At 69.7% G+C, this 21,261-nt stretch carries 19 protein-coding genes; 5 read left to right on the top strand and 14 right to left on the bottom strand.

The features are described 5' to 3' along the window. Nucleotides 1-29: 29 nt before the first annotated feature. From FWJ47_RS04590 to betC, 7 genes are all read right to left on the bottom strand, one after another. Nucleotides 30-866 carry an ABC transporter ATP-binding protein gene (locus FWJ47_RS04590; RefSeq protein ID WP_147104746.1) on the bottom strand — a complete coding sequence of 279 codons (837 nt, stop codon included), beginning with the start codon at nt 864-866 and terminating at the stop codon, nt 30-32. Next, nucleotides 863-1,978: a FecCD family ABC transporter permease gene (locus tag FWJ47_RS04585; protein ID WP_147104743.1), complete on the bottom strand. Its 1,116-nt coding sequence runs from the start codon at nt 1,976-1,978 to the stop codon at nt 863-865. The genes FWJ47_RS04590 and FWJ47_RS04585 overlap by 4 nt, the downstream gene beginning before the upstream one ends. After that, nucleotides 1,942-3,069, bottom strand: a complete 1,128-nt coding sequence (locus tag FWJ47_RS04580) for a FecCD family ABC transporter permease (protein WP_246126160.1) — start codon at nt 3,067-3,069, stop codon at nt 1,942-1,944. Before FWJ47_RS04580 ends, FWJ47_RS04585 begins: the two co-directional genes overlap by 37 nt. 260 nt (nt 3,070-3,329) lie before the next feature. Next, nucleotides 3,330-4,100 (bottom strand): AraC family transcriptional regulator, encoded by a 771-nt coding sequence (locus FWJ47_RS04575; protein WP_147104740.1) that lies wholly within the window; start codon nt 4,098-4,100, stop codon nt 3,330-3,332. 10 nt (nt 4,101-4,110) lie between these two features. Next, nucleotides 4,111-4,455, bottom strand: coding sequence for a DUF202 domain-containing protein (locus tag FWJ47_RS04570; RefSeq protein ID WP_147104736.1), 345 nt, complete (start codon nt 4,453-4,455; stop codon nt 4,111-4,113). A 7-nt stretch (nt 4,456-4,462) separates the two neighbouring features. After that, a complete protein-coding gene (locus FWJ47_RS04565) occupies nt 4,463-4,831 on the bottom strand; it encodes a YidH family protein (RefSeq protein WP_147104732.1) in 369 nt (122 codons plus the stop codon). Beyond that, nucleotides 4,828-6,438, bottom strand: coding sequence for a choline-sulfatase (gene betC / locus FWJ47_RS04560; RefSeq protein ID WP_147104729.1), 1,611 nt, complete (start codon nt 6,436-6,438; stop codon nt 4,828-4,830). Before betC ends, FWJ47_RS04565 begins: the two co-directional genes overlap by 4 nt. A 107-nt stretch (nt 6,439-6,545) precedes the next feature. Here betC and FWJ47_RS04555 point away from each other — a divergent pair, with 107 nt between their 5' ends. After that, nucleotides 6,546-7,460 (top strand): SUMF1/EgtB/PvdO family nonheme iron enzyme, encoded by a 915-nt coding sequence (locus tag FWJ47_RS04555; RefSeq protein WP_147104726.1) that lies wholly within the window; start codon nt 6,546-6,548, stop codon nt 7,458-7,460. A gap of 366 nt (nt 7,461-7,826) precedes the next feature. Continuing rightward, the gene (locus tag FWJ47_RS04550) at nt 7,827-8,318 is read left to right on the top strand and encodes a hypothetical protein (protein WP_147104723.1); all 492 of its coding nucleotides are present in this window, start codon (nt 7,827-7,829) and stop codon (nt 8,316-8,318) included. Nucleotides 8,319-8,342: 24 nt separating this feature from the next. On the opposite strand, the gene FWJ47_RS04545 is transcribed toward FWJ47_RS04550, so the two are convergent. After that, nucleotides 8,343-8,642, bottom strand: a complete 300-nt coding sequence (locus FWJ47_RS04545; RefSeq protein ID WP_147104720.1) for a hypothetical protein — start codon at nt 8,640-8,642, stop codon at nt 8,343-8,345. Between the two features lie 93 nt (nt 8,643-8,735). After that, the gene (locus FWJ47_RS04540; RefSeq protein ID WP_246126159.1) at nt 8,736-12,305 is read right to left on the bottom strand and encodes a bifunctional proline dehydrogenase/L-glutamate gamma-semialdehyde dehydrogenase; all 3,570 of its coding nucleotides are present in this window, start codon (nt 12,303-12,305) and stop codon (nt 8,736-8,738) included. Between the two features lie 68 nt (nt 12,306-12,373). Here FWJ47_RS04540 and FWJ47_RS04535 point away from each other — a divergent pair, with 68 nt between their 5' ends. Further along, entirely contained in the window at nt 12,374-13,324 is a 951-nt protein-coding gene (locus FWJ47_RS04535) for a LysR family transcriptional regulator (protein ID WP_147104711.1), read from the top strand. Here the strand turns inward: FWJ47_RS04535 and FWJ47_RS04530 are convergent. Genes FWJ47_RS04530 through FWJ47_RS04520 form a run of 3 tightly spaced genes read right to left on the bottom strand, consistent with a single transcriptional unit; the run spans nt 13,275 to nt 16,947 of the window. Beyond that, nucleotides 13,275-14,639: an alpha/beta fold hydrolase gene (locus FWJ47_RS04530; protein ID WP_246126158.1), complete on the bottom strand. Its 1,365-nt coding sequence runs from the start codon at nt 14,637-14,639 to the stop codon at nt 13,275-13,277. The genes FWJ47_RS04535 and FWJ47_RS04530 overlap by 50 nt on opposite strands. Continuing rightward, a complete protein-coding gene (locus FWJ47_RS04525; RefSeq protein ID WP_147104709.1) occupies nt 14,600-15,490 on the bottom strand; it encodes a DMT family transporter in 891 nt (296 codons plus the stop codon). The genes FWJ47_RS04530 and FWJ47_RS04525 overlap by 40 nt, the downstream gene beginning before the upstream one ends. A 50-nt stretch (nt 15,491-15,540) precedes the next feature. Then, entirely contained in the window at nt 15,541-16,947 is a 1,407-nt protein-coding gene (locus FWJ47_RS04520; protein ID WP_147104706.1) for an aminotransferase-like domain-containing protein, read from the bottom strand. Here FWJ47_RS04520 and FWJ47_RS04515 point away from each other — a divergent pair. Both FWJ47_RS04515 and FWJ47_RS04510 read left to right on the top strand, forming a co-directional pair. Continuing rightward, the gene (locus FWJ47_RS04515; RefSeq protein ID WP_147104703.1) at nt 16,946-17,884 is read left to right on the top strand and encodes a DMT family transporter; all 939 of its coding nucleotides are present in this window, start codon (nt 16,946-16,948) and stop codon (nt 17,882-17,884) included. The genes FWJ47_RS04520 and FWJ47_RS04515 overlap by 2 nt on opposite strands. A 9-nt stretch (nt 17,885-17,893) precedes the next feature. Next, entirely contained in the window at nt 17,894-18,520 is a 627-nt protein-coding gene (locus FWJ47_RS04510) for a LysE family translocator (protein WP_170228478.1), read from the top strand. Here the strand turns inward: FWJ47_RS04510 and FWJ47_RS04505 are convergent. Both FWJ47_RS04505 and FWJ47_RS04500 read right to left on the bottom strand, forming a co-directional pair. Next, entirely contained in the window at nt 18,507-20,825 is a 2,319-nt protein-coding gene (locus tag FWJ47_RS04505; protein WP_147104696.1) for a heavy metal translocating P-type ATPase, read from the bottom strand. The genes FWJ47_RS04510 and FWJ47_RS04505 overlap by 14 nt on opposite strands. Beyond that, entirely contained in the window at nt 20,822-21,043 is a 222-nt protein-coding gene (locus FWJ47_RS04500) for a heavy-metal-associated domain-containing protein (RefSeq protein WP_147104694.1), read from the bottom strand. The genes FWJ47_RS04505 and FWJ47_RS04500 overlap by 4 nt, the downstream gene beginning before the upstream one ends. Nucleotides 21,044-21,261: the final 218 nt, after the last annotated feature.

The following is a 21,261-nucleotide window of genomic DNA, read 5'->3' as shown; positions in this document are numbered from 1 at the left end:
TGGGCGGTCTGAATCGGGCGGAAAGCGGTTCAGGGCGCCTGCGGCGAGGCGGAGCCCCCGACGGATGCGGGTGCTCGGGGGATCACCAGGGGACGCCCCGTTTCGGGATCCTCGATGATGCGGGCATCGACGCCGAAGACCTGCTCCACCAGCTCGGAGGTGCCGACGTCGGCGGGGTCGCCCTGGGCGAGGATCTCGCCGTCGCGCATGGCGACCACGTGGGTGGCGTAGCGCAGCGCCTGGTTGAGGTCATGGAGGACGGCGACGAGGGTGCGGCCCTGCTGCTGCAGGCGGGTGCAGAGCTCGAGGACCTCGATCTGGTGGGAGATGTCGAGGAAGGTGGTGGGCTCGTCGAGCAGCAGCAGGGGCGTCTGCTGGGCGAGCGCCATGGCGATCCAGACGCGCTGCCGCTGCCCCCCGGAGAGCTCGTCGACAGGACGGGCAGCGAGGTCAGCGGTGCCGGTGAGGTCAAGGGCCTGCCCCACGGCCTCCTCGTCTTCGCGGGACCAGCGGCGCAGCAGGCTCTGGTGGGGGTGCCGGCCCCGGGAGACGAGGTCGGCGACGGTGATGCCGTCGGGGGCGGTGGAGGACTGAGGCAGCAGCCCGATGGTGCGGGCCAGCTCCTTGGCGGGCCGGGCGCTGATCGCCTGGCCGTCGAGGAGGACCTGCCCGCCGGTGGGGCGGATGAGTCGGGCGAGGCTGCGCAGCAGGGTGGACTTGCCGCAGGCGTTGGGCCCCATGATCACCGTGAAGGAGCCCTCTGGGATCTGCAGGTCCAGGCCGTTGAGGACGGTGCGCTGGTCATAGCCGGCGCACAGCCCTTCCGCGGCCAGCCGGTGGGCTGCTCTCTCCGCTGCCTGTGTCATGCGGCTCTCCTTCGGCTCATGCTGATCAGCAGCCACACCAGGTAGGCCCCGCCGAGGATCAGGGTGACCACGCCCACCGGCAGGCTGGCGGGCATCAGCGGGGATCGGGCGACGGCGTCCGCGGCGGTCAGCAGCGCCGCGCCCATGGCCGCGGCGGGGATGAGCTGCACGGCTCCGGTGCCGGTCAGCCGCAGCGCCAGCTGGGGCGCCACCAGGGCGATGAACGCGATGGGCCCGGCGCCGGCGGTCACCGCTGCGACGAGCAGCACCGCGCAGACGAACTGGGCCAGGCGGACGCGCTCGGTGCGGATGCCGAGGGCTGCCGCGGCGTCGTCGCCCATCTCGATCAGCGTCATCTCCCGGGCGTTGGCGAGCAGCACGGGCCCGGCGAGCGCCATGATCAGCAGCAGCGGGAGGGCGTGGGCCCAGGCGACGTCGTTCACGGACCCGGCTCCCCAGTTCGCCACGGAGATCGCCGTCTCGAGGTCAAGCACGGTGACCAGGTAGGTGTTCAGGGAGCCGAGGAAGATGCTGATCCCGATGCCCACAATGATGAGCCTCAGCCCGGACACGCCCAGGCCGCCTGCGGTGTGACGCATCGCCAGCAGGTAGATCACAGCACCGGTGACCAGGCCGCCCGCCGAAGCCGCCGCGGGTGCCGCCCACATGCCGTTGAGGCCGACCGAGGCGGCGATGAGCACACCCGTGTACGCGCCGGTGGAGAAGCCGATGATGTCCGGACTGCCCAGCGGGTTGCGGGTCTGGGACTGGAAGACCGCGCCGGCGACGGCGAGCGCGGCACCGCCGACGAGGGTGAAGATGACGCGCGGCGCCCGCCAGTCAAGGATGACCCGCGCGGCGCCTTCGTCGGATTGGCCTGTGAGCGCCGCGAGGACGTCTGCGGCGCCGAGGGCGGCCGAGCCGCTGATCATGTTCCACCAGGCCGCCGCCAGTGCGGCTGCGCAGAGGAGCCCGACGACGATGAGGCTGCGCCGGTGGAGCCTCAGGCTGAGGCCCCCTCGGCGGAGGGTCCGGAAGCGGTCCGCTGGCGCCTGCTGCGGGAGGGCTGCGGCGCTCACAGCTGCCTCACCGTCCGGCGTCGGGTCAGCCATATCAGCACGGGCGCTCCCAGGAAGGCGGTGACCACGCCCGCAGGCAGCTCCGCGGCGACGGCGATGCGGCCGAGGATGTCCGCGGTGAGCAGCAGCGCCGGAGCGGCGATGAGACTCAGCGGCAGCAGCCAGCGGTGGTCAGGTCCCACCAGCATCCGCAGCATATGCGGGACCATCAGCCCGATGAAGCTGAGCGGCCCGGCGGCGGCGGTGGCCGCCCCGCAGAGCAGAGTGACCGAGCACAGCCCCGCCAGGCGGGTGAGGCCGGGGCGAGCACCGAGCGCGGAGGCGGCGTCGTCGCCCAGGGCGAGGGCATTCAGGGCGCGCGGGAGGGTGAGCGCGATGAGCAGTCCGGCGGCGAGGAACGGCAGGAGGGCTGTGATTTCCTCTGTGCCGCGGCCCTGCAGCGAGCCGGCGGACCAGAAACGGACCCGGTCGAAGACGTCCGGGAGCGCCAAGGTCACGGCGAAGCTGATTCCGGAGAGGACAGCGCCGACGGAGACGCCGGTCAGCACGAGCTTGGCTGGGTTAGCTCCCATGGGTCCGGAGGCTCCGATGGCATAGACCGCGACGGCGGTGATCAGCGCGCCGACGACAGCGAGCCACACGTGTCCGGTCCCGACACTGGTGCCCATCACCGCGGAGCCGAGGACCACGGCGGTGTATGCGCCGGCGTTGACGCCGAGGAGGCCGGGGTCGGCGAGGGGGTTTCTGGCGAGGGCCTGCATGATGACCCCGGATACGCCGAGTGCAGCCCCCGCGAGCAGGGCCAGAAGGGTGCGGGGAACGCGTCGCTCCAGGATGAGCAGCTCGGCGGTGCCGCGCGCCTCGGCGGGGAGGTCCCCGGCGGCCCAGCTGCGCAGGGTCGCGGCGGTCTGAGCGGCAGGAAGGTCACCGGAGCCGATGAAGAGGCTCAGCACAGTCAGTCCGCCCAGCAGCGCGAGCCCTGCGGGGAGAGCTGACCTCTGGCGAAGCATCAGCCCGTGAGGACGGCGTTGCTGACGCGTGCCTGCGACGTCGGCCTCCGACTGGGCGGGGGCCGACATCGGGACAGGGGTGCGCTCCCCTGCCTGGGCGGTCTGGACGGACATGCTTCCTCGGTGATTAGAAAAAGTGAATATGCCCCAATAGCGAGCTGTAGTTAAAGTACGAGGCATCATCTCGCGGCGCAACCGATGCTTATAGACTTTGAATTGCGCGAAACGGACAATCTCTCGCCCTATGGATGGCTCGAAGCCTTCTTCTGCAAGACGTGAAAGTCAGGTGCATCTCATCTGGTTAGCAGCACAATCACTGTCCTAATAGAGTCAGCCTGGTCGCTTCCATAGCGTGGCTGCGCCCTGGAACGAGCTCACTCCCGAGGAAGGAAGGCACCCGGGGTGGAGCCGGTGACTCGTTTGAACGCGGCGATGAACGCGCTCGACGAGGCGAAGCCGACCTCCTCGGCGGTCTCTGCGACGCTCATCCCCGACGGCAGCAGCTCCAGGGCCCGATGCACGCGCGCCTCCGCCGCCCACCGGGCGTACCCGACGCCGGTCTCCGCCTGGAAGCTGCGGGTCACGGTTCGGGGGCTGATGCCCAGCCGCCGCGCCCACTCAGCCGCGGAAGGGGCGGCCGCAACGTCCTCCAGGACCGTCTCGGCGATTCCGCGGGCAGGGTCCCGCTGCGGCAGATGCAGCGTCACCTCCGGACCGGAAGGACGGATGAGGTCGATGATCACTGCCTCGGCGCGCGACCGCTCCCCCTCAGTGAGCTCCTGGGTGTCCACGTAGTCCAGCAGCCCGGCGAGCAGCGGCGTGATGGTCACGCCCACCGGAGCCTCGGAGATCGCCGCGACCGTCTCCGGGTCGAAGAACGTGGCCCGGTAGAGGGTTCCCGCACCGGCACGACCGGTATGCCTCGTGCCGGCCGGAACCCAGAGCCCGTGCGCTCCGGCCACCGTCCACACGCGCTGCCCTGCACCGATCGCGGAGGCTCCGCGCGGGTTCCACAGCAGCTCGTGGAACGGGTGGGCGTGCTCCTCCCACTCCACCGGCCGAGGCAGCTGCTCCCCCATGCCTCGGATGATGAAGCCGAACTCCTCGGCCTCCTGCGGCTCAACCCGCCTGACCTCGACGCTCACCGCACACCCCTCACGGCGTGTCCCCGGAGAGCAGCAGAAGCAGGGCCGCCAGGGCGATGCCGATCACCGCACCGGTCATCGCCAGCGTGGAGGTGATCGCGGCCGGGTACCGCTCGTCCGTGATGCCCTGGGCGGCACGGGCGTAGCGGCTGCGCTCGCTGAGGAGGATGCCGAGAGCAACCAGCGCGCAGGCCCCTACCAGCGTGAGCACCACGGCTCCCTGGTAGGGGATCCAGCGCAGCAGGAACCCCGCCACCACGATCAGCAGCAGCAGGGTGCGGTTCCAGGCGAGCAGGGTCCGTTCGGGCTGGACCCCGGGGTCCTCGTGGGCGGGATGACCTGCGGCGGCGCTCATCGGCGGCTCAGGCGGCGATGAGCCAGATGGCCAGCACGGCGGTGACCACCGCGACTCCGCCGGCCAGCAGCGGGGCGATCAGAGGTACCGGCAGGGAGCGGCGACGGCGCAGGCTCCGCTCCACCTTCACCCAGCGCACGAACGATCCGGCGGCGAGCAGGATGCCCAGCACCAGGAGGCTGGCGGCGAGGGCGGTGCGCACGGTCTCGGTGAATACGGTCTGGGTGAGCGCCTCCACGGCGACGCCGGCGGCCACCAGTGCCATGGCGGTGCGGATCCAGGCCAGGAAGGTCCGCTCGTTGGCGAGGGTGAACCGGGGGTCGGGATCTTCGCCCTCCCCCAGAATCCGGTACTGCCAGTCGGGCAGGGTGCTCATCGGGTCTCGTCCGGGATCTTGCCGTGCTCCAACGCACCCCAGAAGTCACCGCGGACGTAGCGCTGCTCGGGGTCCGGGGCGAAGTCGAAGGGACGACGACGGCCGGCGGCCAGCGCCTCGGCGACCAGCTGGCGACGTCGCTGACTGGCGAGGACGTCCTGCTCCAGGTCGGCGAGGTCATACCGGGTGGTCAGCTCCTTGCGCATGAGCTCGAGCTGCGCGGCGTGCTCCGGGGAGCCGGCCAGGTTGGTGAGCTCATCGGGGTCCTCGTCGAGATTGTAGAGGTGATCGGGGTCGCCGGGGCAGACGGAGAGCTTCCAGCTGCCGCGCACCAGGGAGAGGTGGGGCCGGTGGGTTCCCTCGGCGAGGTACTCGATGACGACGTCGCGCTCGGCGGCGCCGCTGCCGGCCTCCTGGGCTGCGATCTCGGTGAGCGGGCTGCCGGGCAGGTCCGCGTCCGTGCCGTCCGTCCCGGCGAGGGCACTGAGGGTGGGGGCGAGGTCCAGCAGGGAGACGGTGGTCCGGAATCGCCCGCGGGGCACCAGGTGCTCCGGGCCGGCGACGATGAGCGGCACCCGGGAGGAGCGCTCGTAGGGACTCATCTTGTACCAGAGGCCCTTCTCGCCGAGCATGTCGCCGTGGTCGGAGGTGACCACGATGATCGTGTTCTCCGCCAGGCCCAGGTAGTCGAGGCGTTCCCTCACCGCGCCGATCTGGTCATCGATGTAGCTGACGGCCGCGTAGTAGGCCCGGCGCGCCCGCCGGACCTCGTCCGGGGAAGGGTCCTTCTTGTCGAAGCCGCTCATGGCCCGCAGCCGGTGGGTGTGCGGGTCGGCCTGGGCGTCGGGCACCTCCGGGTGGGCCGGGTCGGGGATCTCGACGTCCTCGAACCGGTCCCAGTGCTCCGCCGGGGGCTCGTAGGGGTCGTGCGGGTGGATGTAGCTGGTGACCGCGAGGAACGGCTGGGGCTCCTCGCCAGCGCGCTCGGCGGCCTGCTTGGCGCGGGCCCGGTCGTTGAGATGGCGCAGCGTCCGCCAGGTCACCTCGTCGTCGAAGTCCTGCTGCACGGTGGCCTTGGAGACCCCGGCGCTGAACACGGAGTCGGCGTCGTGGTACCACTGCAGCTTCTCCTCCATGGGCAGCTTCCAGTCCGGCACCATGTCGAGGTCTGCTGGGTAGACGTCCGTAGTGAGACGCTCCTCGAATCCGTGGTGCTGATCCGGGCCGATGAAGTGCATCCGCCCGATGAGGGCTGTGTGGTAGCCGGCGTGGCGCAGCCGGTGGGCGAAGGTCGGCACCGACGCGGCGAAGTCGTCCCCGTTGTCGTAGCAGCCGAGCTCGCTGGGCAGCTGGCCGGTCATCATCGATGCCCGCGACGGCGCGCACAGCGGGGTATTGCAGTAGGCCCGGTCAAAGACCGCCCCCTCCTCCGCGAGCGCGTCGATGTTGGGAGTGCGTGCTGCCTGGTCCCCGTAGGCGCCGAGCGACTGGGCGGCCATCTGGTCGGCCTGGATCACCACGATGTTCGGCCGTGCCGGCGGGGACACAGTTCCGTTGTCGTGGCTGATCTGAGCACCGGCGCCCTGCGGGTATGGGGTTTCAGACATACTGCGTCCCTCCTTCGGGGTGTTCGGGAAATCGAAAAGATGCGGAGACGGCGTCGTCCCCGGCCCCTAGAGTAGCTGTCTGACTGATGCCGACGTGGAGGTTACTGATGAGCGCGTGCTGCGGACCCGCCCGGAACGAGGGCGCCGTGCCTGAGGCTGCCGCGCCCGGGCTGGACGACGACGCCGCCCTGGTGCGTGAGCTGGCGGCCGTGGCCGGGAGCGACCTGCGGTTCGTGGGGCTGGCCGGGGGCACGTTCCTCATGGGTTCGGAGGACCCGCTGGCGTACCCGGAGGACGGGGAGGGTCCGGTGCGCAGCGTGCAGGTGTCACCGTTCGCGATCGCCGCGACCACGGTGACGGTCGCCCAGTTCGCGACGTTCGTGGCTGCGACGGGGCATGTGACGGACGCGGAGCGGCACGGGGACTCCCTGGTGTTCAAGGGCCTGCTGCCGGATGAGCTGCGGGAAGCCTCGCCGTCGACGGCGGAGGCGCCCTGGTGGCGACAGGTGGCCGGTGCCAGCTGGCTCCGCCCGGAGGGGCCGGGCTCCTCCGTGCTCTGCCGGGAGGACCACCCCGTCACGCATGTCTCCCAGCGGGATGCCGCAGCTTACGCCGCCTGGGTGGGGGCACGGCTGCCCACGGAGGCGGAGTGGGAGTTCGCGTCCCGGGGCGGGCTGGAGCAGCAGCCGTTCCCGTGGGGCGCGGAGCGTGAGCCGGACGGGGAGCCGCGCATGAACACCTTCCCGGGCGAGTTCCCGGACCACCCGGGGGCGCCCGTTGGGACGGTGCCGGCGTCGTCGTTCCCGCCCAACGGGTACGGGCTGCACAGCATGACCGGCAACGTGTGGGAGTGGACGTCAGGCCGCTGGTCGGCAGCGGATCCGCGCCCGGTGATGCGCGGCGGCAGCTATATGTGCCACGCCTCCTACTGCCGCCGCTACCGGACCTCCGCCCGCACCGCCTCCACCGCGGACACCACCCTCGGCCACACCGGCTTCCGCCTGGCCGTGGACGTGGTCTGACCGCCTACGCAACGAGAGGCCAACCTGTGCGGCATCCGAGGGCTCAGGAGCGCTGAATGCTGCTCATATTGGTCTCTCGGTGCCACTCGGCCCAGAACAGTCCTCGGACCTGTTCACCAAACCGCCTCGAAAACGTTCACGAAGCCCCCTCGTGATCGTTCATCTACACCCCTCGGATTCGTTCATATCTAATGGCCCCAGGCAAGGATTTCGGCACTCTGAAGAAGCTGTGGAGAGGCAATCCTCCGGCGAAGAAGGTACTCGAGAAGCAACCGTCGGAGACGGTCTCGACGATGGAAAATGGCCCCTTATCGTTGACACCTTCGTTAGCGTGGACGGACCTGGACAGTCGACGACGGTATCGACATGAAGCCAAAACTCGCACTCCTGGCAGCATGGGGGCTCGTTACCACCGCAGCCGCCTGCGGAGCCGACGACGCCCCTGACTCCCCCGCGGACTCGCCGGCCGGCACCACGCCAGCTGAGGACTCCCCCGCTGACACCTCCGATGACAGCCTTCTCCCTGTGCCGACGTATGAGCCACAGGAGGATCGAGTCGGCATGGAAGCGCTGCTGGAGGGAGAGCTCAGAGAAGAGGACGGATGCGTCTTGATCGACTCCGGTGGTGAGCTCTCGGATGAGGAGGGAGAGTCGTCACGCTTCGTCCCCTCCTTCGCTGAGGACCGCATCGAGCCCGCCGACGACGGCCTCTTCACCTTTGAAGAAGCCACCTACGAGGTCGGGGACGAGATCTCCGTCGGCGGCGGAGGAGGCATCACAGTGGGTGAGAGCGACAACCCATCCATCCCCGCCTCCTGCCCCGATGACCTCTCCGTCTGGACAGTTCACCCGGGCTGAGCAGACCTCTACGTCTTCAGGCGCTCAGCACCAGAGCCGGTCGATCGGCATGACGCGGAGCCGGTCCTCATAGATGTAGGAGCGAGTGCCCGTGCTCAGCGCGATTCCCGCAGCGGAACGATCGCCCACTGCATCCCGCATTTTCCGGAGGCCACCAAAGTCCTTGCCTGGGATTCGTACAGAGGCTTTGAGCTCAAAAGCCCACACACGACCGTCGTTCAGCTCAATGACGAAATCCCCTTCCTCATCATCGCTGGTGCACCAGTGGTCGATCACATGGGGCTGCTCCAACCATGAAGCCTGCGTTCGGATGAGATTGTCCACGCTGAAAAAGAGGGCTTCGCCGACGTCTCCGAATGGCGCCGTTCCCAGGAGGAGTTCTGGCGTTCGGTCGGCGCAGTTTCCGCCGGAATGCTGCTACGCCTTGAACCGTTCTGCGAGCGCCTTGAACTGGGGGGAGGGGTTGCCGAAGCGGTGCAGGGTCATGGAGACCGACTGCTCCTTCACCCAGTGACGCAGCTCCACGCGGCCTGACCCGGTCACCGGGTCATCCAGCAGGGCCACCTCGGGGCGGGACGCCACCGCTTCCCAGACCACCGGGCTGAGGGAGCCGACGGCGCGGACCCGGGCGCCCACGCCCTGGTCGTACTGGCCCTCGGCGAGCGCGGCCGCGAACTCCTCCTCCGACTCGTTCTTCTCCACATCCATCCCGAAGGCTTTCGCAGCGAGCTTCACCGCACGGCGAGTCTGCTTGGACGCCTCCTTGTCCACGGAGATCACAGCTCCCGCACCAGCCGTATGGCCGGCGATGACCGTGCGGAGCACGTGGTGCGGCTCGGCGTCGGCCCCCACACGCAGGACCACGCTGGTGGGCAGGTACCGGAAGATGTTCGCCTCGGATTTCAGCCCCGTGGGGTCCTTCGGGGTGCCGAACTCGGCGTCCCAGGCGGCGGCGTCTGAGGCTGCGGCGGCCTTCAGCCAGGCGTACCCGGACTCGGTGACCGTCTTCCGGTCCAGGGCGTCCGCAAGCAGCTCCCCCACGGTCCCCTCAGGCGCCGGGACGCGCGCCGCCGAAGCGACGTCGACCGCGTCCTCCCAGGTGCCGAAAAGCATCACATAGTTGGGGCCGCCCGCCTTGGAGCCCAGCCCCACCGACGACTTCTTCCAGCCGCCGAACGGCTGCCGCTGCACGATCGCTCCAGTGATGCCCCGGTTCACGTACGCGTTGCCGATCTGGACCTGCTCCAGCCACTGCTCCACCTCGGCCGGCTCCAGGGAGTGGATGCCGCCCGTCAGCCCGTACTCGACGGCGTTCTGCAGGGCGACGGACTCGTCCAGGTCCTTGGCCTCCATGAGCCCGAGCACCGGGCCGAACACCTCGGTGAGGTGGAAGAAGCTGCCCGGCTTCACCCCCGTCTTGATGCCCGGGGACCAGAGGCGGCCGGTGTCGTCCAGCTGACGGGGCTCCAGCAGCCACTCCTCCCCCTGCTCCAAGGTGGTCAGGGCCCGCTGCAGCTTCTCGCTGGGCTGCTCGGTGAGCGGGCCCACCGTGGCGGAGAGGTTCTGCGGCCAGTCGACCACCAGAGACGAGGCCGCATCCACCAGCTGCCGCCGAAACCGCTCCGAGCTGTAGACACTGCCCACCAGGATTCCCAAGGAAGCGGCGGAGCACTTCTGGCCGGCGTGCCCGAACGCGGAGCTCACCAGGTCGGCGACGGCGAGGTCCCGGTCCGCGGCGGGCGTCACCACGAGAGCGTCCTTGCCGGAGGTCTCCGCATTGATGGTCAGGTCCGGCTTCCAGGAGCGGAAGAGGGCCGCGGTCTCGGAGGCGCCGGTGAGGATGACCCGGTCCACGCCGTCGTGGGAGATCAGCTTCTTCCCGGCCTCCCCCTCATCCGGGTGCATGCCGTGCAGCACCTTCCGGGGAACCCCGGCATCCCACAGGCACTCCAGCAGCGCCGTCGAGCAGCGCGGGGTCGGCTGCGGCGGCTTGTGAATCACGGCGGCACCGGCCGCCAGGGCCGCGACCGTGCCGCCGGTGGGAATCGCCAGCGGGAAGTTCCACGGAGGGGTGACCAGCACCAGCCGGTCAGGCGTGAACACTGCGCCCTCCACCTGCTCCAGCTCAAGGGCGCGGTGGGCGTAATAGCGGATGAAGTCGATCGCCTCAGAGATCTCCGGGTCGGACTGGGCCAGCGCCTTGCCGACCTCTGCGGCGGCCACCGATGCAAGATGCCCCCGCCGGGCGGCCATAATGTCCGCGGCACGGTAGAGGATCCGGGCACGCTCAGCGGCGGGCCGTGCCGCCCATTGCTCACCGGCGCCGCGGGCCTGCTCCACCAGGGCATCAACATGCTCGGCCGCTACGGTTTCCGGGACCGACTGCTGAGCGAGCCACTGCGGAGTCGCCTGGGCGATGACCTTCTCGGTCCACCGCTGGTTGGGCTCCAGGGCCGGGTTGGTGTCCGGCTCGTTGCGGAAGGCGGGGATCCCGTCGGCGTAGTCGCCGGGCTCGGCGTCCTCCTCCGCGAGGCGGTCCTGGGTGTGGTTCGGCTCGGGTGCGGCGTCGCCGTCCTGATCGAGGATTCCGGCCAGAGTGCTCACCGAGGAGCGGAACCGTCCCTCCTCCCGGAGGAACGCCTCGCTGCCGCGGCCGGCGTCGTCCACGCTGAGCCCGAAGATCCCGGACATGAAGTTCTCACTGGCGGCGTTCTCCTCGAGCCGGCGCACCAGGTAGGAGACCGCGACGTCGAACTCCTCGGGACGGACAGCCGGCACGTAGAGCAGCAGCTGGCCGACGTCCTCCCGGAGGGTCTGCTGCTGCTCGGCGGCCATGCCCTGGAGCATCTCAAACTCCAGCCGCTCCGTGACCCCGCGGCGGGCGCCCAGCAGGTGGGCGAACGCGATGTCGAAGAGATTCTGACCCGCAACGCCGAGCCGGACGCCGCGCATCCGCTCGGCAGTCAGGAGCCAGTGCAGCACCCGCTTGTAGTTGGCATCGCTGGCCTCCTTGGACTCGCAGGTGGCCACGGGCCAGTCGTGAACGTCCGCGTGGGCCCGCTCCATCGCCAGGTTCGCGCCCTTGACCAGGCGGATCTTGATGCCCGCCCCACCGGCGTCGACCCGGGCGCCGGCGAACTCCGTGAGCTCCTGGACGGCGGCGAGCGCGTCCGGCAGGTAGGCCTGGATGACGATCCCTGCCTCGTAGTCCTTCATCTCCGGGCGGGAGAGCAGCCGTTTGAAGATGTCGATGGTCAGCCGCAGGTCCCGGTACTCCTCCATGTCCAGGTTGATGAACTTGGAGCCTGCGGGGGCGGCGGCCGCCTCAGCGTAGAGGGGGATGAGCCTCTCGGTGACGTAGTCGACGGTCTCCTCGAACCCCCACATGCTGATCCGGCTGGCAATGGAGCTGGCCTTGATGGACACGTAGTCGACGTCGTCGCGGCGCAGCAGGCGGAACGTGTCATCCAGGTGCTTGTCCGCCTCCTGCTCGCCGAGGACTGCCTCTCCGAGCAGGTTGATGTTCAGCCGGTTGCCGTCCTTGCGGATCTTGGCGACGGCCTTGCCGAACTGTCTGCCGCGGGCGTCGACCACCATGTGCCCCACCATGGAACGCATCCGGCGGCGCGCGGCAGGTACGACGACGTCGGGAAGCATCTTGCCCAGGGCGGAGCCGGTGCGGATCTGGGCGAGCTCGAGCGCGTCCAGGGTGTCGGGGGCGAGCTCGCCGAGGTCCTTCAGCGCGGAGGCGGCGGCCTTGGTGTCCTCAGTGCGGATCACCCGGTCCACGAATCCCACCGTGAAGTCCAGCCCGGTGGGGTGGGACAGCACCGCGGAGAGCGCCTTGGCGGATTTGTGCGGGGCGACGCCGGAGGCCTGGGTGCGCTGCAGCCAGCGGCGAACCTGCTCGACGGCGTCATCGGCGAGCGCCTCAAGCTCGAGGCGCGCCTGCTCATCGGTGGGGTGCGCGAACGTGGTCTCACTCATAGAGGCAAGCATAGGGAGGCCGATCCCACTTTTCGATAAAACCGAACAGTGCTTCCCGGAAGCATCGGATGATCAGTAATATCGGCGTCATGCTGAACCTCCACCGGCTGCGCCTGCTCCACGCCTTCCGGCTCCGCGGAACCGTGTCCGCGGCCGCTGGAGCGATGGGACTGAGCCCTTCGACGGTGTCCCAGCAGCTGACCCAGCTGGAGCGGGAGGCCGGCGCGGAGCTGTTCCACCGCGGGGGCCGATCCCTGCGCCTGACCCCCGCCGGGCTGCGTCTGGCCGAGCACGCCCGGACGATGCTGGATCTGCAGGACGAGGCGCTGCGATCACTGTCCGCCGGGGAGCCGGAGCTCTCCGGGGTGCTCCGGCTCTCCGTGTTCCAGTCAGCTGCGCTCGCCCTTGCGCCCTCAGCCCTGACCCGGCTGAAGGCTGACCACCCGGACCTGCGGGTCGAAGTGGTCCAGGCACCCCCGGAGCGGGCACTGTTCGACCTCGCCGGACGCCGGCACGACCTGGTGGTCGCCGAGCAGTATCCGGGGGTGAGCCGGCCCCGGCAGGCTGAGTTCGACATCGAGGAGCTGGGCACCGACCGGCTGTGGGTGGTGGTGCCGAGCCAGCTCGCCGACACGGCGCCCGATGACCTGGACGCCTACCCGTGGGTGATGGAGCCGGCAGGCACGGCGTCGCGCGAATGGTCCCTGCAGCAGTGCCGGGCGCTCGGGTTCGAGCCGGACGCCCGGTTCACCACGGATGATCTGGTCTCGCACCTGCGGATCATCCGGGCGGGGCTCGCCGTCGGGATCCTCCCGGAGCTGCTGCTGACAGACCAGGGCACCGACGGCGTCGCCCTGCTGCCCCTGCCTCAGGAGCCGTCGCGGAGCATCTACACCACGGCCCGCCGCGCCTCGGCCGAAACCCCAGCGGCCCAGGCCTGCCGCAGCGCCCTGCGGGAGGCCTTCCGGCTCAGTGCTGCTCGCCGCCGCGGTCTGCGACAAGGTCGCGGAGCCGGGTGAAGGTGCGGCCTGAGCCGATGCCGTCATGCTCGAACTCGTTGGTCACCCAGCGCTGAGAATTCCCGATCCGGCTGAGCGTGCCCAGCGACAGCTCCGCGTCCACGAACATGTCGTCGAAGTAGACCGCGGCCGCCAGCGGCACCTCGTTGGAGGCCAGCCGCTCGAGGTCATAGATCGGCGCCCAGTCCTCCTTCCGGTGCAGCGCATTCACCGCCGGGGCCATCGGCTTGAGGGCGCGGATCTCCTCGAACATCCATGGGAAGGACATCTCGCCTGTGAGCAGCAGAGGCCTCTCCCCCTCCGAGAACTGAGAACGGCGGTCCCGCTCCGCCTGAGCCGCCCACCCGGTGGGACCCGAGGCCGGGTCCGCGTAGATCGCCTCCTGCAGGGTCCAGTACAGGGTGCGGCCCGCCTGGGAGGATTGGACCTGCACGTCCTCGAGGAACCCCTCGGAGAGCCGGCCGGGCCGGGCGAACGCCGTCTCTGCCAGCCAGTGCATACGCTCGAAGCCCGGCTTCATCCCGAAGTCCTGGCCGAGGGACTGGAACCGCCGGACGGTGAGCCGATCGCCGTCGGGCAGGAGGACATCCTCCTCCATCAGCAGGTCGGCGATCTGCGCGATGGTGTCCGCGTCCTGCGGGTAGCGGCGATAGTATTCGGCAGTCTTCTCCTCCACGCGCGGGAAGGTGCGCGCGTAGATGTCGGCGGCCCTCGGCGGGACGCCGGGAATGCCGCCCGTCACGTAGCAGGCGGCCAGCGCCTCCGGGTGGAAGGACAGGTAGGTGAGGGTGAGGAACCCGCCGTAGGACTGCCCGAGGGTGGCCCACTTCCGTCCGCCGAAGAGGGTATGCCGGACGTGCTCGACATCGCGGATGATCGAGTCCGCGCGGAACAGGGCCAGGTAGTCGGCGCCTGCCTCGGCACTGCCCCGTTCGGCAACGTCGCGAGCCTCCAGCGGGGTGGAGCGCCCGGTGCCGCGCTGGTCCGCCAGGATGATCCGGTAGTGCTCCAGCGCCTCCTTGATCCAGGAGCCGGGTGCGGTGGGCCGAGGGTTCGCACCGCCGGGGCCGCCCTGCAGGAACAGCAGCAGCGGCAGGTCTGCGCTCCGCTTCTCCGGGTGCACGAGCTCCCGGACGAACAGCCGGATGGTCTCCGCCGCAGGGTTCTCCCAGTTCAGCGGCACGTCAAGGGTGTGCTCCTGCACCCACATTCCCGGCATGGGGTATCCCACGAGGCTCTCCTTACGGGGGTTGCGCTTCTTCTGCTGCGCCCAGCCTATGCCGGAGCGCGGCGGCTGCGGGTGGCCGCGAACCATGCGCCCAGGATGATGAGCGCGCAGCCCAGCAGCTGCCAGGCGGTGGGAACCCGGGCGAAGATCACGACATCGAGCATCACCGCGAAGACGGCGCTCAGCAGCATGAGGGTGGAGGAGGCGGTCTCGCTGAGGCCTGTCATCGCCATGTTGAAGCACAGGTAGGTGATGACCTGCCCCACCAGGGCGAGCACCGCGAACCAGGCCCAGCCCTCCCACGTCTCAGGGGCGGTGAGCCGGCCGGAGATGCCGGCGGCGGCGAGGCTGACGAGCCCCGCGGACAGGCAGACGATCCCCAGCACGGTGAAGGGGGCGGGGCGGAGGGTGCGCGGGGCGGTGCGGCGGATGATCGCCAGGTAGAGGGCGTAGCAGGTGCCCGCGGCGAGTCCGGCGAGGACCCCCTGCCAGTTCAGGGCGTCCTCCCCGAAGGCTCCGGCGGCGAGCGCGACGCCGAGCAGCATCATCGGCACGATCCACAGCAGGGAGCGCATGGGCCGGATGCCTTCTGCCGCCCAGCCCAGGAGCGGGAGGATGACGAGCTGGATGTTGATGAGAACGGTGGCGATGCCGGCCCCGATGACGACGATCGAGGTGTTGTAGAACGTGTAGTCGGCGCCGATCGCGACACCGCCGATGACCGCCCCTGTGAGCGTGCGCACGGGCAGCGCGTCGGCCCGGTCCACGCGGCGCAGCTCCCAGATGATGAAGGGCAGCAGCATGGGGCATGCGAGCAGGCACCGCCAAGCTGCCACGCTCATCGGCTCGGAGTCGAGGCCGGCGATGATCGCGGCGGACCCGGCGAGGGCGAAGGTGCCCACCAGCATCAGCAGCACGCCGCGCGCAGGAGAGATCACCCGGGCATCCTATGCACCGAACGGCACGCACCGTGCAGCCGCCCTGGCATCTAGGCCCAGCGGGTCAGGAGGTGCCCGATGATCTGCGCGGCCTCCTCATACTTCTCGGGCGCGGGCCCAGCATAGGTGAGCCGCAGGTGTGCGCCTGTCGGCTCAGCGGGAAACAGCTCGTCGCCCGGGACCACGCCGACTCCCGCAGCCGCCAGCTGCTGGGCGAAGGGCTCCGCGGCCACGCCGTCCGGCAGCCGCACCCACAGGTGGAACGCGCCACGGGGAACATGGGCGACCTCCACCTGGGGAGCGTGCGCCTGGAGGGCCTGAAGAAGCATGGTCCGCCGGCTGCGCAGCTGCTGGGCGACGCCGCGCAGGTGGGTGCGCCAGGCGGGCTGGGTGACGACGTCGAGGGCCGCGGCCTGGAGCACGCCGCTGACGTAGATGGTCTCGGCCTGCGCGGCCGCCAGCAGCCGTTCCCGGGCGGGACCGCGTGCCATCACGGCCGCGACCCGGATGGCCGGGGAGACGCTCTTGGTCAGGGAGCGGATATGCACCACGTGCCCCGCCTCGTCCTCGGCGGCGACTGACTGGGGATGTGAGTCGGTGTCGAAGTCCCGGGCCCAGTTGTCTTCGATCAGGAACGCACCGTTCCTGCGGATGACGTCGAGGATCGCAGAGCGACGCTCGGCTGACCACTGCGTCCCTGTGGGGTTGGTGTAGTTCGGCTGCGCATAGAGAACGCGCGCCCCCGACCGTTGGAAGGCACGGTCCACCTCCTCGGGGTCAGGTCCTTCCCCGGAGATCGGCACGGGGACCATCTGCACGCCGCTCTGCTGCGCAGCCAGGATGGCACCCCAGTAGGTGGGCGACTCGATGAGCAGCGGCTGCCCAGCTCCCACCAGCGCCCGGAAGCAGGCTCCCAGACCGGGCTGACTGCCGGGGAAGATGAGGACGTCGTTCTCACGGGGAGGAGCGAGGCCCGCCTGCATCTCTTCCGCCAATTCGGAGGCGAACCAGGCGCGGAGGTCGGGCAACCCTTCGGCGGAAGGCCAGTTCACCACGGCCCGGCTGCGCGCGGCACGGGTGAGAGCGGTGCGCACGAGTCGGTCAGGCACGAGCTCCGGGGCCGGAAAACCGGAGCCGAGGTCGATGTGGTTCCCGGAGATGCTCCGAAGCGCGGAGGCGAGGCCCCGTGACCCGCTGCGCGGTCCGAGCGCGGCAGTCTGCCACGAGTAGTCCTGCGGCGCTGGGGCCCGCAGCGCACGGACGAAGTTCCCCACTCCTGGACGGCTTTCCACGAGCCCGGCGCTGACCAGCTGCCGGAGTGCCTTCTGCACAGTCACAGGGCTGACCCCGTGCTCAGCCACCAGCGCCCGGGTGCTCGGCAGTCTGGCCCCCGCAGGCGCCTGCTCAGCCCAGGACCTCAGCTCCTCCACCAACACTCCAGTGCTATTGTGTTTCATGAGAACAAAGAGTAGCGCTACTCATTCTGTCTCCGCACCGTTATCCGGTTCCGAGAGGCAGGGAATTCTCTGGGGTCTGCTCGGGGTGGCGGCGTTCTCACTGACAGTCCCGCTGACGCGTGCTGCCGTCGAATACGACGGGCTCCCTCCCCTCTTCGTCGGAGCCGCGCGCGCAGTGCTTGCCGGGGCGCTCGCTCTCATGGTGCTTCTCATGCTCCGCCAGCGCATCCCCTCCCCAAGGCTCTGGCCCAGGATCGCCGTCGTCGCTGGAGGCGTCGTCGTCGGATTCCCGATGCTGACCTCCTACTCACTGACCACGTCCTCTGCAGGTCATGCCGCCGTCATCATTGCCCTCCTCCCGGCCACCACTGCGATGGTCGCTGTCATCCGCACCGGTGAGGGGCCTCCGCGGGCCTTCTGGGTCGCAACGGCGCTCGGAGCGCTGGCCGCTGGCGCATTTGCAGCTGTCCATGGCGGCGGGTTCAGCTCGTTCGGCTGGCCTGATGCGCTGCTCCTAGCCGCAGTGGTCGCGGGAGCCTTCGGCTACGCGGAGGGCGGCCTGCTGGCGCGCGAGCTCGGGGCGTGGCAGACGATCTGCTGGGCGCTGGTGATGTCGCTGCCCGTGATGGCCCTGCTCACCGCGGTGTCCGTGAGCGCAGAGTCTCCTCGGGCTGAGCCGCACCAGTGGTTGGCGTTCCTGTACTTGGGCATCATCTCGATGTTCCTCGGCTTCTTTGCCTGGTACCGGGGCCTGGGCATCGGCCCCGTCTCGCGGGTGAGCCAGATTCAGCTGATCCAGCCCGTCATGAGCCTGTGCTGGGCTGCGCTCCTGCTGGGTGAGCGGATCACGTGGCTGACGCTCCTCGGGGGTGCGGCTGTCCTGCTCTGCGCCGTCGCGGCTGTGCGCATTCGTATTCAACCAGCCTCAAGGAAGTAGGTTCTGGCTGTGCCGTTTCTCTCACTGATCGCGTTCATCATTGCTGGGGCTGGGACGCCTGGGCCCAACAACACGATCGCGCTGGCCTCCGGCGCCAACTACGGGTTCCGACGGACCCTGCCCTGCATCGCCGGGGTGAACGTAGGATTCCCCATCATGATCGTCCTGGTGGGGATGGGGCTGGGCGGGGTGCTCGCCCAGTGGCCCGTCGTGCTGGACATTCTGCGGCCCGTTGGGGTGGCGTACCTGCTCTGGCTGGCCTGGCACATCGCCGTCGCACCCACCGAGGTGGAAGCGCAGGGACAGGGGAAGCCGCCCGGGTTCGTGAAGATGGCGCTGTTCCAACTGGTCAATCCCAAGGCCTGGACCCTGGTGATCGCCGCCCTGTCCACCTACACGGGCTTCTGGGACTCGTTCTTCAGCGAAGTGCTGGTGATCGCACTGTTCGCCATGGTCTTCGGCGCTCCCTGCACCGCCGCCTGGGCACTGATGGGCGTTGGGGCGGGGAAGCTCATCAGCAAGCCCACTCACATGCGCGCGTTCAACCTCATCATGGCCGGCCTGCTGGTCGCCTCCCTCATCCCTGCCTTCCTAGAGATCTGGGACTCGGCTGAGCCGCTGCTCACACGGCTTTGAAGCGACGGAGGCGCAGGGAGTTCGCCACCACGCTGAGGGAGCTCAGGACCATGGCCGCCCCGGCAAGCATCGGATTGAGCAGGCCCAGGGCCGCCAGCGGGATCGCAGCCGTGTTGTAGAGGAACGCCCAGAACAGGTTCTCCCGGATGGTTCGCAGCGTCCGGCGGGCCAGCTTCAGGGACTGACCCACACTGCGCAGATCCCCGCGGATGATCGTGATATCCGCGGCGTCGATCGCCACATCCGTGCCCGTGCCCATCGCCACGCCCAGGTCGGCCTGGGCCAGGGCTGCAGCGTCGTTGACCCCGTCTCCGACCATGGCGACCCGTTTGCCCTCAGCCTGCACGCGCCTGATCGCAGCCACCTTGTCCTGAGGCATCGCCTCAGCGACCACGTCCTGGATGCCGACCTCCGCGGCGACCCGCCGGGCCGAGCCCTCGTTGTCCCCGGTGAGCAGCATGGTGTCAGCTCCGAGCGCCTTCAGCTCCGCCACGGCCTCCTCACTGGTCGGCTTCACCGCGTCCGCAGTGATCAGCACTCCTGCGAAGACGCCGTCCACAGCGACCAGCACCGGGGTGGTGCCGCGTCCCTCCGCGGAGGAGAGCAGCATCCCGATCTCATGCGGAACCTCCACGCCCTCGGCCTTCATCAGCCGACGGCGTCCGACAGCGACCCGGTGCTTGGTCCCGTCGCGGCCAGCCACCTCGCCGCTGACTCCCTGTCCCTGGTGATTCGCGAAGCCCTCGGCGACCGGCAGGCTGCTGGCCCGGGAGCCGTGCGCCTCACGGGCAGCGTTGGTCACCGCCCGGGCCACCGGGTGCTCCGAATAGGACTCGAGAGCGCCCGCCAGGCGCAGCACCTCCAGGTCCGAGAACCCCTCAGCAGTATGCAGCGCGTTGAGGTGCATAGCCCCGGTGGTGACCGTGCCGGTCTTGTCCAGCAGCACGATATCGACCTCCCGAGAGGACTCCAGCACCTCAGGGCCCTTGATCAGGATGCCCAGCTGGGCGCCGCGGCCCGTCCCCACCAGCAGGGCGGTGGGCGTCGCCAGGCCGAGCGCGCAGGGGCAGGCAATGATCAGCACCGCCACCGCCGCCGTGAACGCCGCCTCCACGGGAGCACCAGAGAGCAGCCAGCCCACCAGGGCGACGACAGCGATCACCAGCACCGCCGGCACGAAGACGCCGGAGACCTTGTCCGCCAGCCGCTGGACCTCCGCCTTGCCGGACTGCGCATGCTCCACCATCCGGGCCATCTGGGCCAGCTGAGTGTCCCCGCCCACCCGGGAGGCACGCACCAGCAGGATGCCGGAGGTGTTCACGGTGGCACCCACGACGGCGTCGCCCTCAGCGACCTCCACCGGCACCGACTCCCCGGTGAGCATCGACATGTCCACCGCGGAGGCACCGCGGACCACTGTGCCGTCGGTGGCGATCTTCTCCCCCGGGCGGACCAGGAACTCGTCGTCGACGGCGAGCTCGCTGATCGGAATGCTCAGCTCCTCGCCCTCCCGGTGGAGCGTGACGCCCTTGACCCCCATGCTCAGCAGGGACCGCAGCGCCTGCCCCGCCCGGGATTTGGCGCGCTTCTCGAAATAGCGGCCCAGCAGCAGGAACGCGGTGACCGCGGTGGCCACCTCGAAGTAGACGCTGGCCGCCCCGTGGGCGTGCCCGCCTGCCCAGTACGGGGTCTCGAAGAGAACGAACTCGTGGCGCATCTGCGGGTCCCCGGCCGCGCCGAAGAGCATCGCGTACAGCGACCAGATCAGGGCGGCCAGAGTGCCCAGGGAGATCAGGGTGTCCATAGTGGCAGTGCCGTGCCTGGCATTCAGGGCGGCAGCCCGGTGGAAGGGCCAGCCGGCCCACAGCACCACCGGCAGGCTCAGGGCCAGGGAGACCCAGGCCCAGTAGTCGAACTGGGTGGCCGGGACCATCGCCCACACCACCACCGGAAGTGTGAGCACCGAGGCGATGATCAGCCGCAGCCGCAGGGCCCGCAGGTCGCGGCGTCCCAAGGGGCTGCCATCCCGCTCGCTCGGCGGCGGGGGGAGCTCGGCGGTGTAGCCGGTCTTCCTCACCGTTTCGATCAGCTGTCCGACGAACGCGTCCCGCTCCTGCGGCCCCCGCCCGGAGACCCACGCCTTCTCAGTGGCGTAGTTGACGTGCGCGGTCACCCCGTCGAGCTTGTTGAGCTTCTTCTCCACCCGGTTGGCGCAGGCCGCGCAGGTCATCCCGCCGATGGCGAGCTCGACCCGGTCCGGCTCCGCGGAGAGGGCTGGCGCCTGGGAGTCGACGTCGCTGGTCATGCGGCGCGCACCGCGGTGTAGCCGGCTTCCTCCACGGCAGCCAGCACAGCTTCGTCCGGCACGCTCGCCCCTTCCTCCGGAGCGATCTGCAGCTGCCCGGAGGACGCGCTGATCTGCACCTCGGCGATGCCGGAGAGTTCGTCGAGCTCCTCACGCACCGCCGCTTCGCAGTGGGCGCAGGACATGCCGGTCACGGTGTAGAGCTGAGGGGTAGGCATGCTGCGTGAAACGCTGCCGGCCCCCGCCCTGTTCCCTGCTCAGGGCACAGAGAAGCGAGCCGCCGTATGAGGCCCTGACGAGGCGGAAGGACCGCTCCTACGTTCCCAGCCGTCACCCAGAGTCCGGATCGTGAAATGTCGGCAACACCCGCTTTACACCGGCGACAAGGCAAGGAAACCGCGCACCCATAGCCTGAGGCCGGGTCCGCCGCCGCGGC

The sequence above is a fragment of the Nesterenkonia populi genome, from assembly GCF_007994735.1.
GTDB lineage: Bacteria > Actinomycetota > Actinomycetes > Actinomycetales > Micrococcaceae > Nesterenkonia > Nesterenkonia populi.
Note: the sequence above shows the minus strand (reverse complement) of the source record. Positions and strands in the feature narration are given on the sequence as shown.

What these genes read in the sequence shown, in the direction of transcription:
- FWJ47_RS04535 (WP_147104711.1), top strand. Translation starts at nt 12,374, where the DNA reads ATGATCAGTAATATCGGCGTCATGCTGAACCTCCACCGGCTGCGCCTG.
- FWJ47_RS04540 (WP_246126159.1), bottom strand. Translation starts at nt 12,305, where the DNA reads ATGAGTGAGACCACGTTCGCGCACCCCACCGATGAGCAGGCGCGCCTC.
- FWJ47_RS04505 (WP_147104696.1), bottom strand. Translation starts at nt 20,825, where the DNA reads ATGACCAGCGACGTCGACTCCCAGGCGCCAGCCCTCTCCGCGGAGCCG.
- FWJ47_RS04530 (WP_246126158.1), bottom strand. Translation starts at nt 14,639, where the DNA reads ATGGTTCGCGGCCACCCGCAGCCGCCGCGCTCCGGCATAGGCTGGGCG.
- FWJ47_RS04585 (WP_147104743.1), bottom strand. Translation starts at nt 1,978, where the DNA reads ATGGCTGACCCGACGCCGGACGGTGAGGCAGCTGTGAGCGCCGCAGCC.
- betC (WP_147104729.1), bottom strand. Translation starts at nt 6,438, where the DNA reads ATGTCTGAAACCCCATACCCGCAGGGCGCCGGTGCTCAGATCAGCCAC.
- FWJ47_RS04500 (WP_147104694.1), bottom strand. Translation starts at nt 21,043, where the DNA reads ATGCCTACCCCTCAGCTCTACACCGTGACCGGCATGTCCTGCGCCCAC.
- FWJ47_RS04580 (WP_246126160.1), bottom strand. Translation starts at nt 3,069, where the DNA reads ATGTCCGTCCAGACCGCCCAGGCAGGGGAGCGCACCCCTGTCCCGATG.
- FWJ47_RS04515 (WP_147104703.1), top strand. Translation starts at nt 16,946, where the DNA reads ATGAGAACAAAGAGTAGCGCTACTCATTCTGTCTCCGCACCGTTATCC.
- FWJ47_RS04520 (WP_147104706.1), bottom strand. Translation starts at nt 16,947, where the DNA reads ATGAAACACAATAGCACTGGAGTGTTGGTGGAGGAGCTGAGGTCCTGG.
- FWJ47_RS04550 (WP_147104723.1), top strand. Translation starts at nt 7,827, where the DNA reads ATGAAGCCAAAACTCGCACTCCTGGCAGCATGGGGGCTCGTTACCACC.
- FWJ47_RS04555 (WP_147104726.1), top strand. Translation starts at nt 6,546, where the DNA reads ATGAGCGCGTGCTGCGGACCCGCCCGGAACGAGGGCGCCGTGCCTGAG.
- FWJ47_RS04570 (WP_147104736.1), bottom strand. Translation starts at nt 4,455, where the DNA reads ATGAGCGCCGCCGCAGGTCATCCCGCCCACGAGGACCCCGGGGTCCAG.
- FWJ47_RS04565 (WP_147104732.1), bottom strand. Translation starts at nt 4,831, where the DNA reads ATGAGCACCCTGCCCGACTGGCAGTACCGGATTCTGGGGGAGGGCGAA.
- FWJ47_RS04590 (WP_147104746.1), bottom strand. Translation starts at nt 866, where the DNA reads ATGACACAGGCAGCGGAGAGAGCAGCCCACCGGCTGGCCGCGGAAGGG.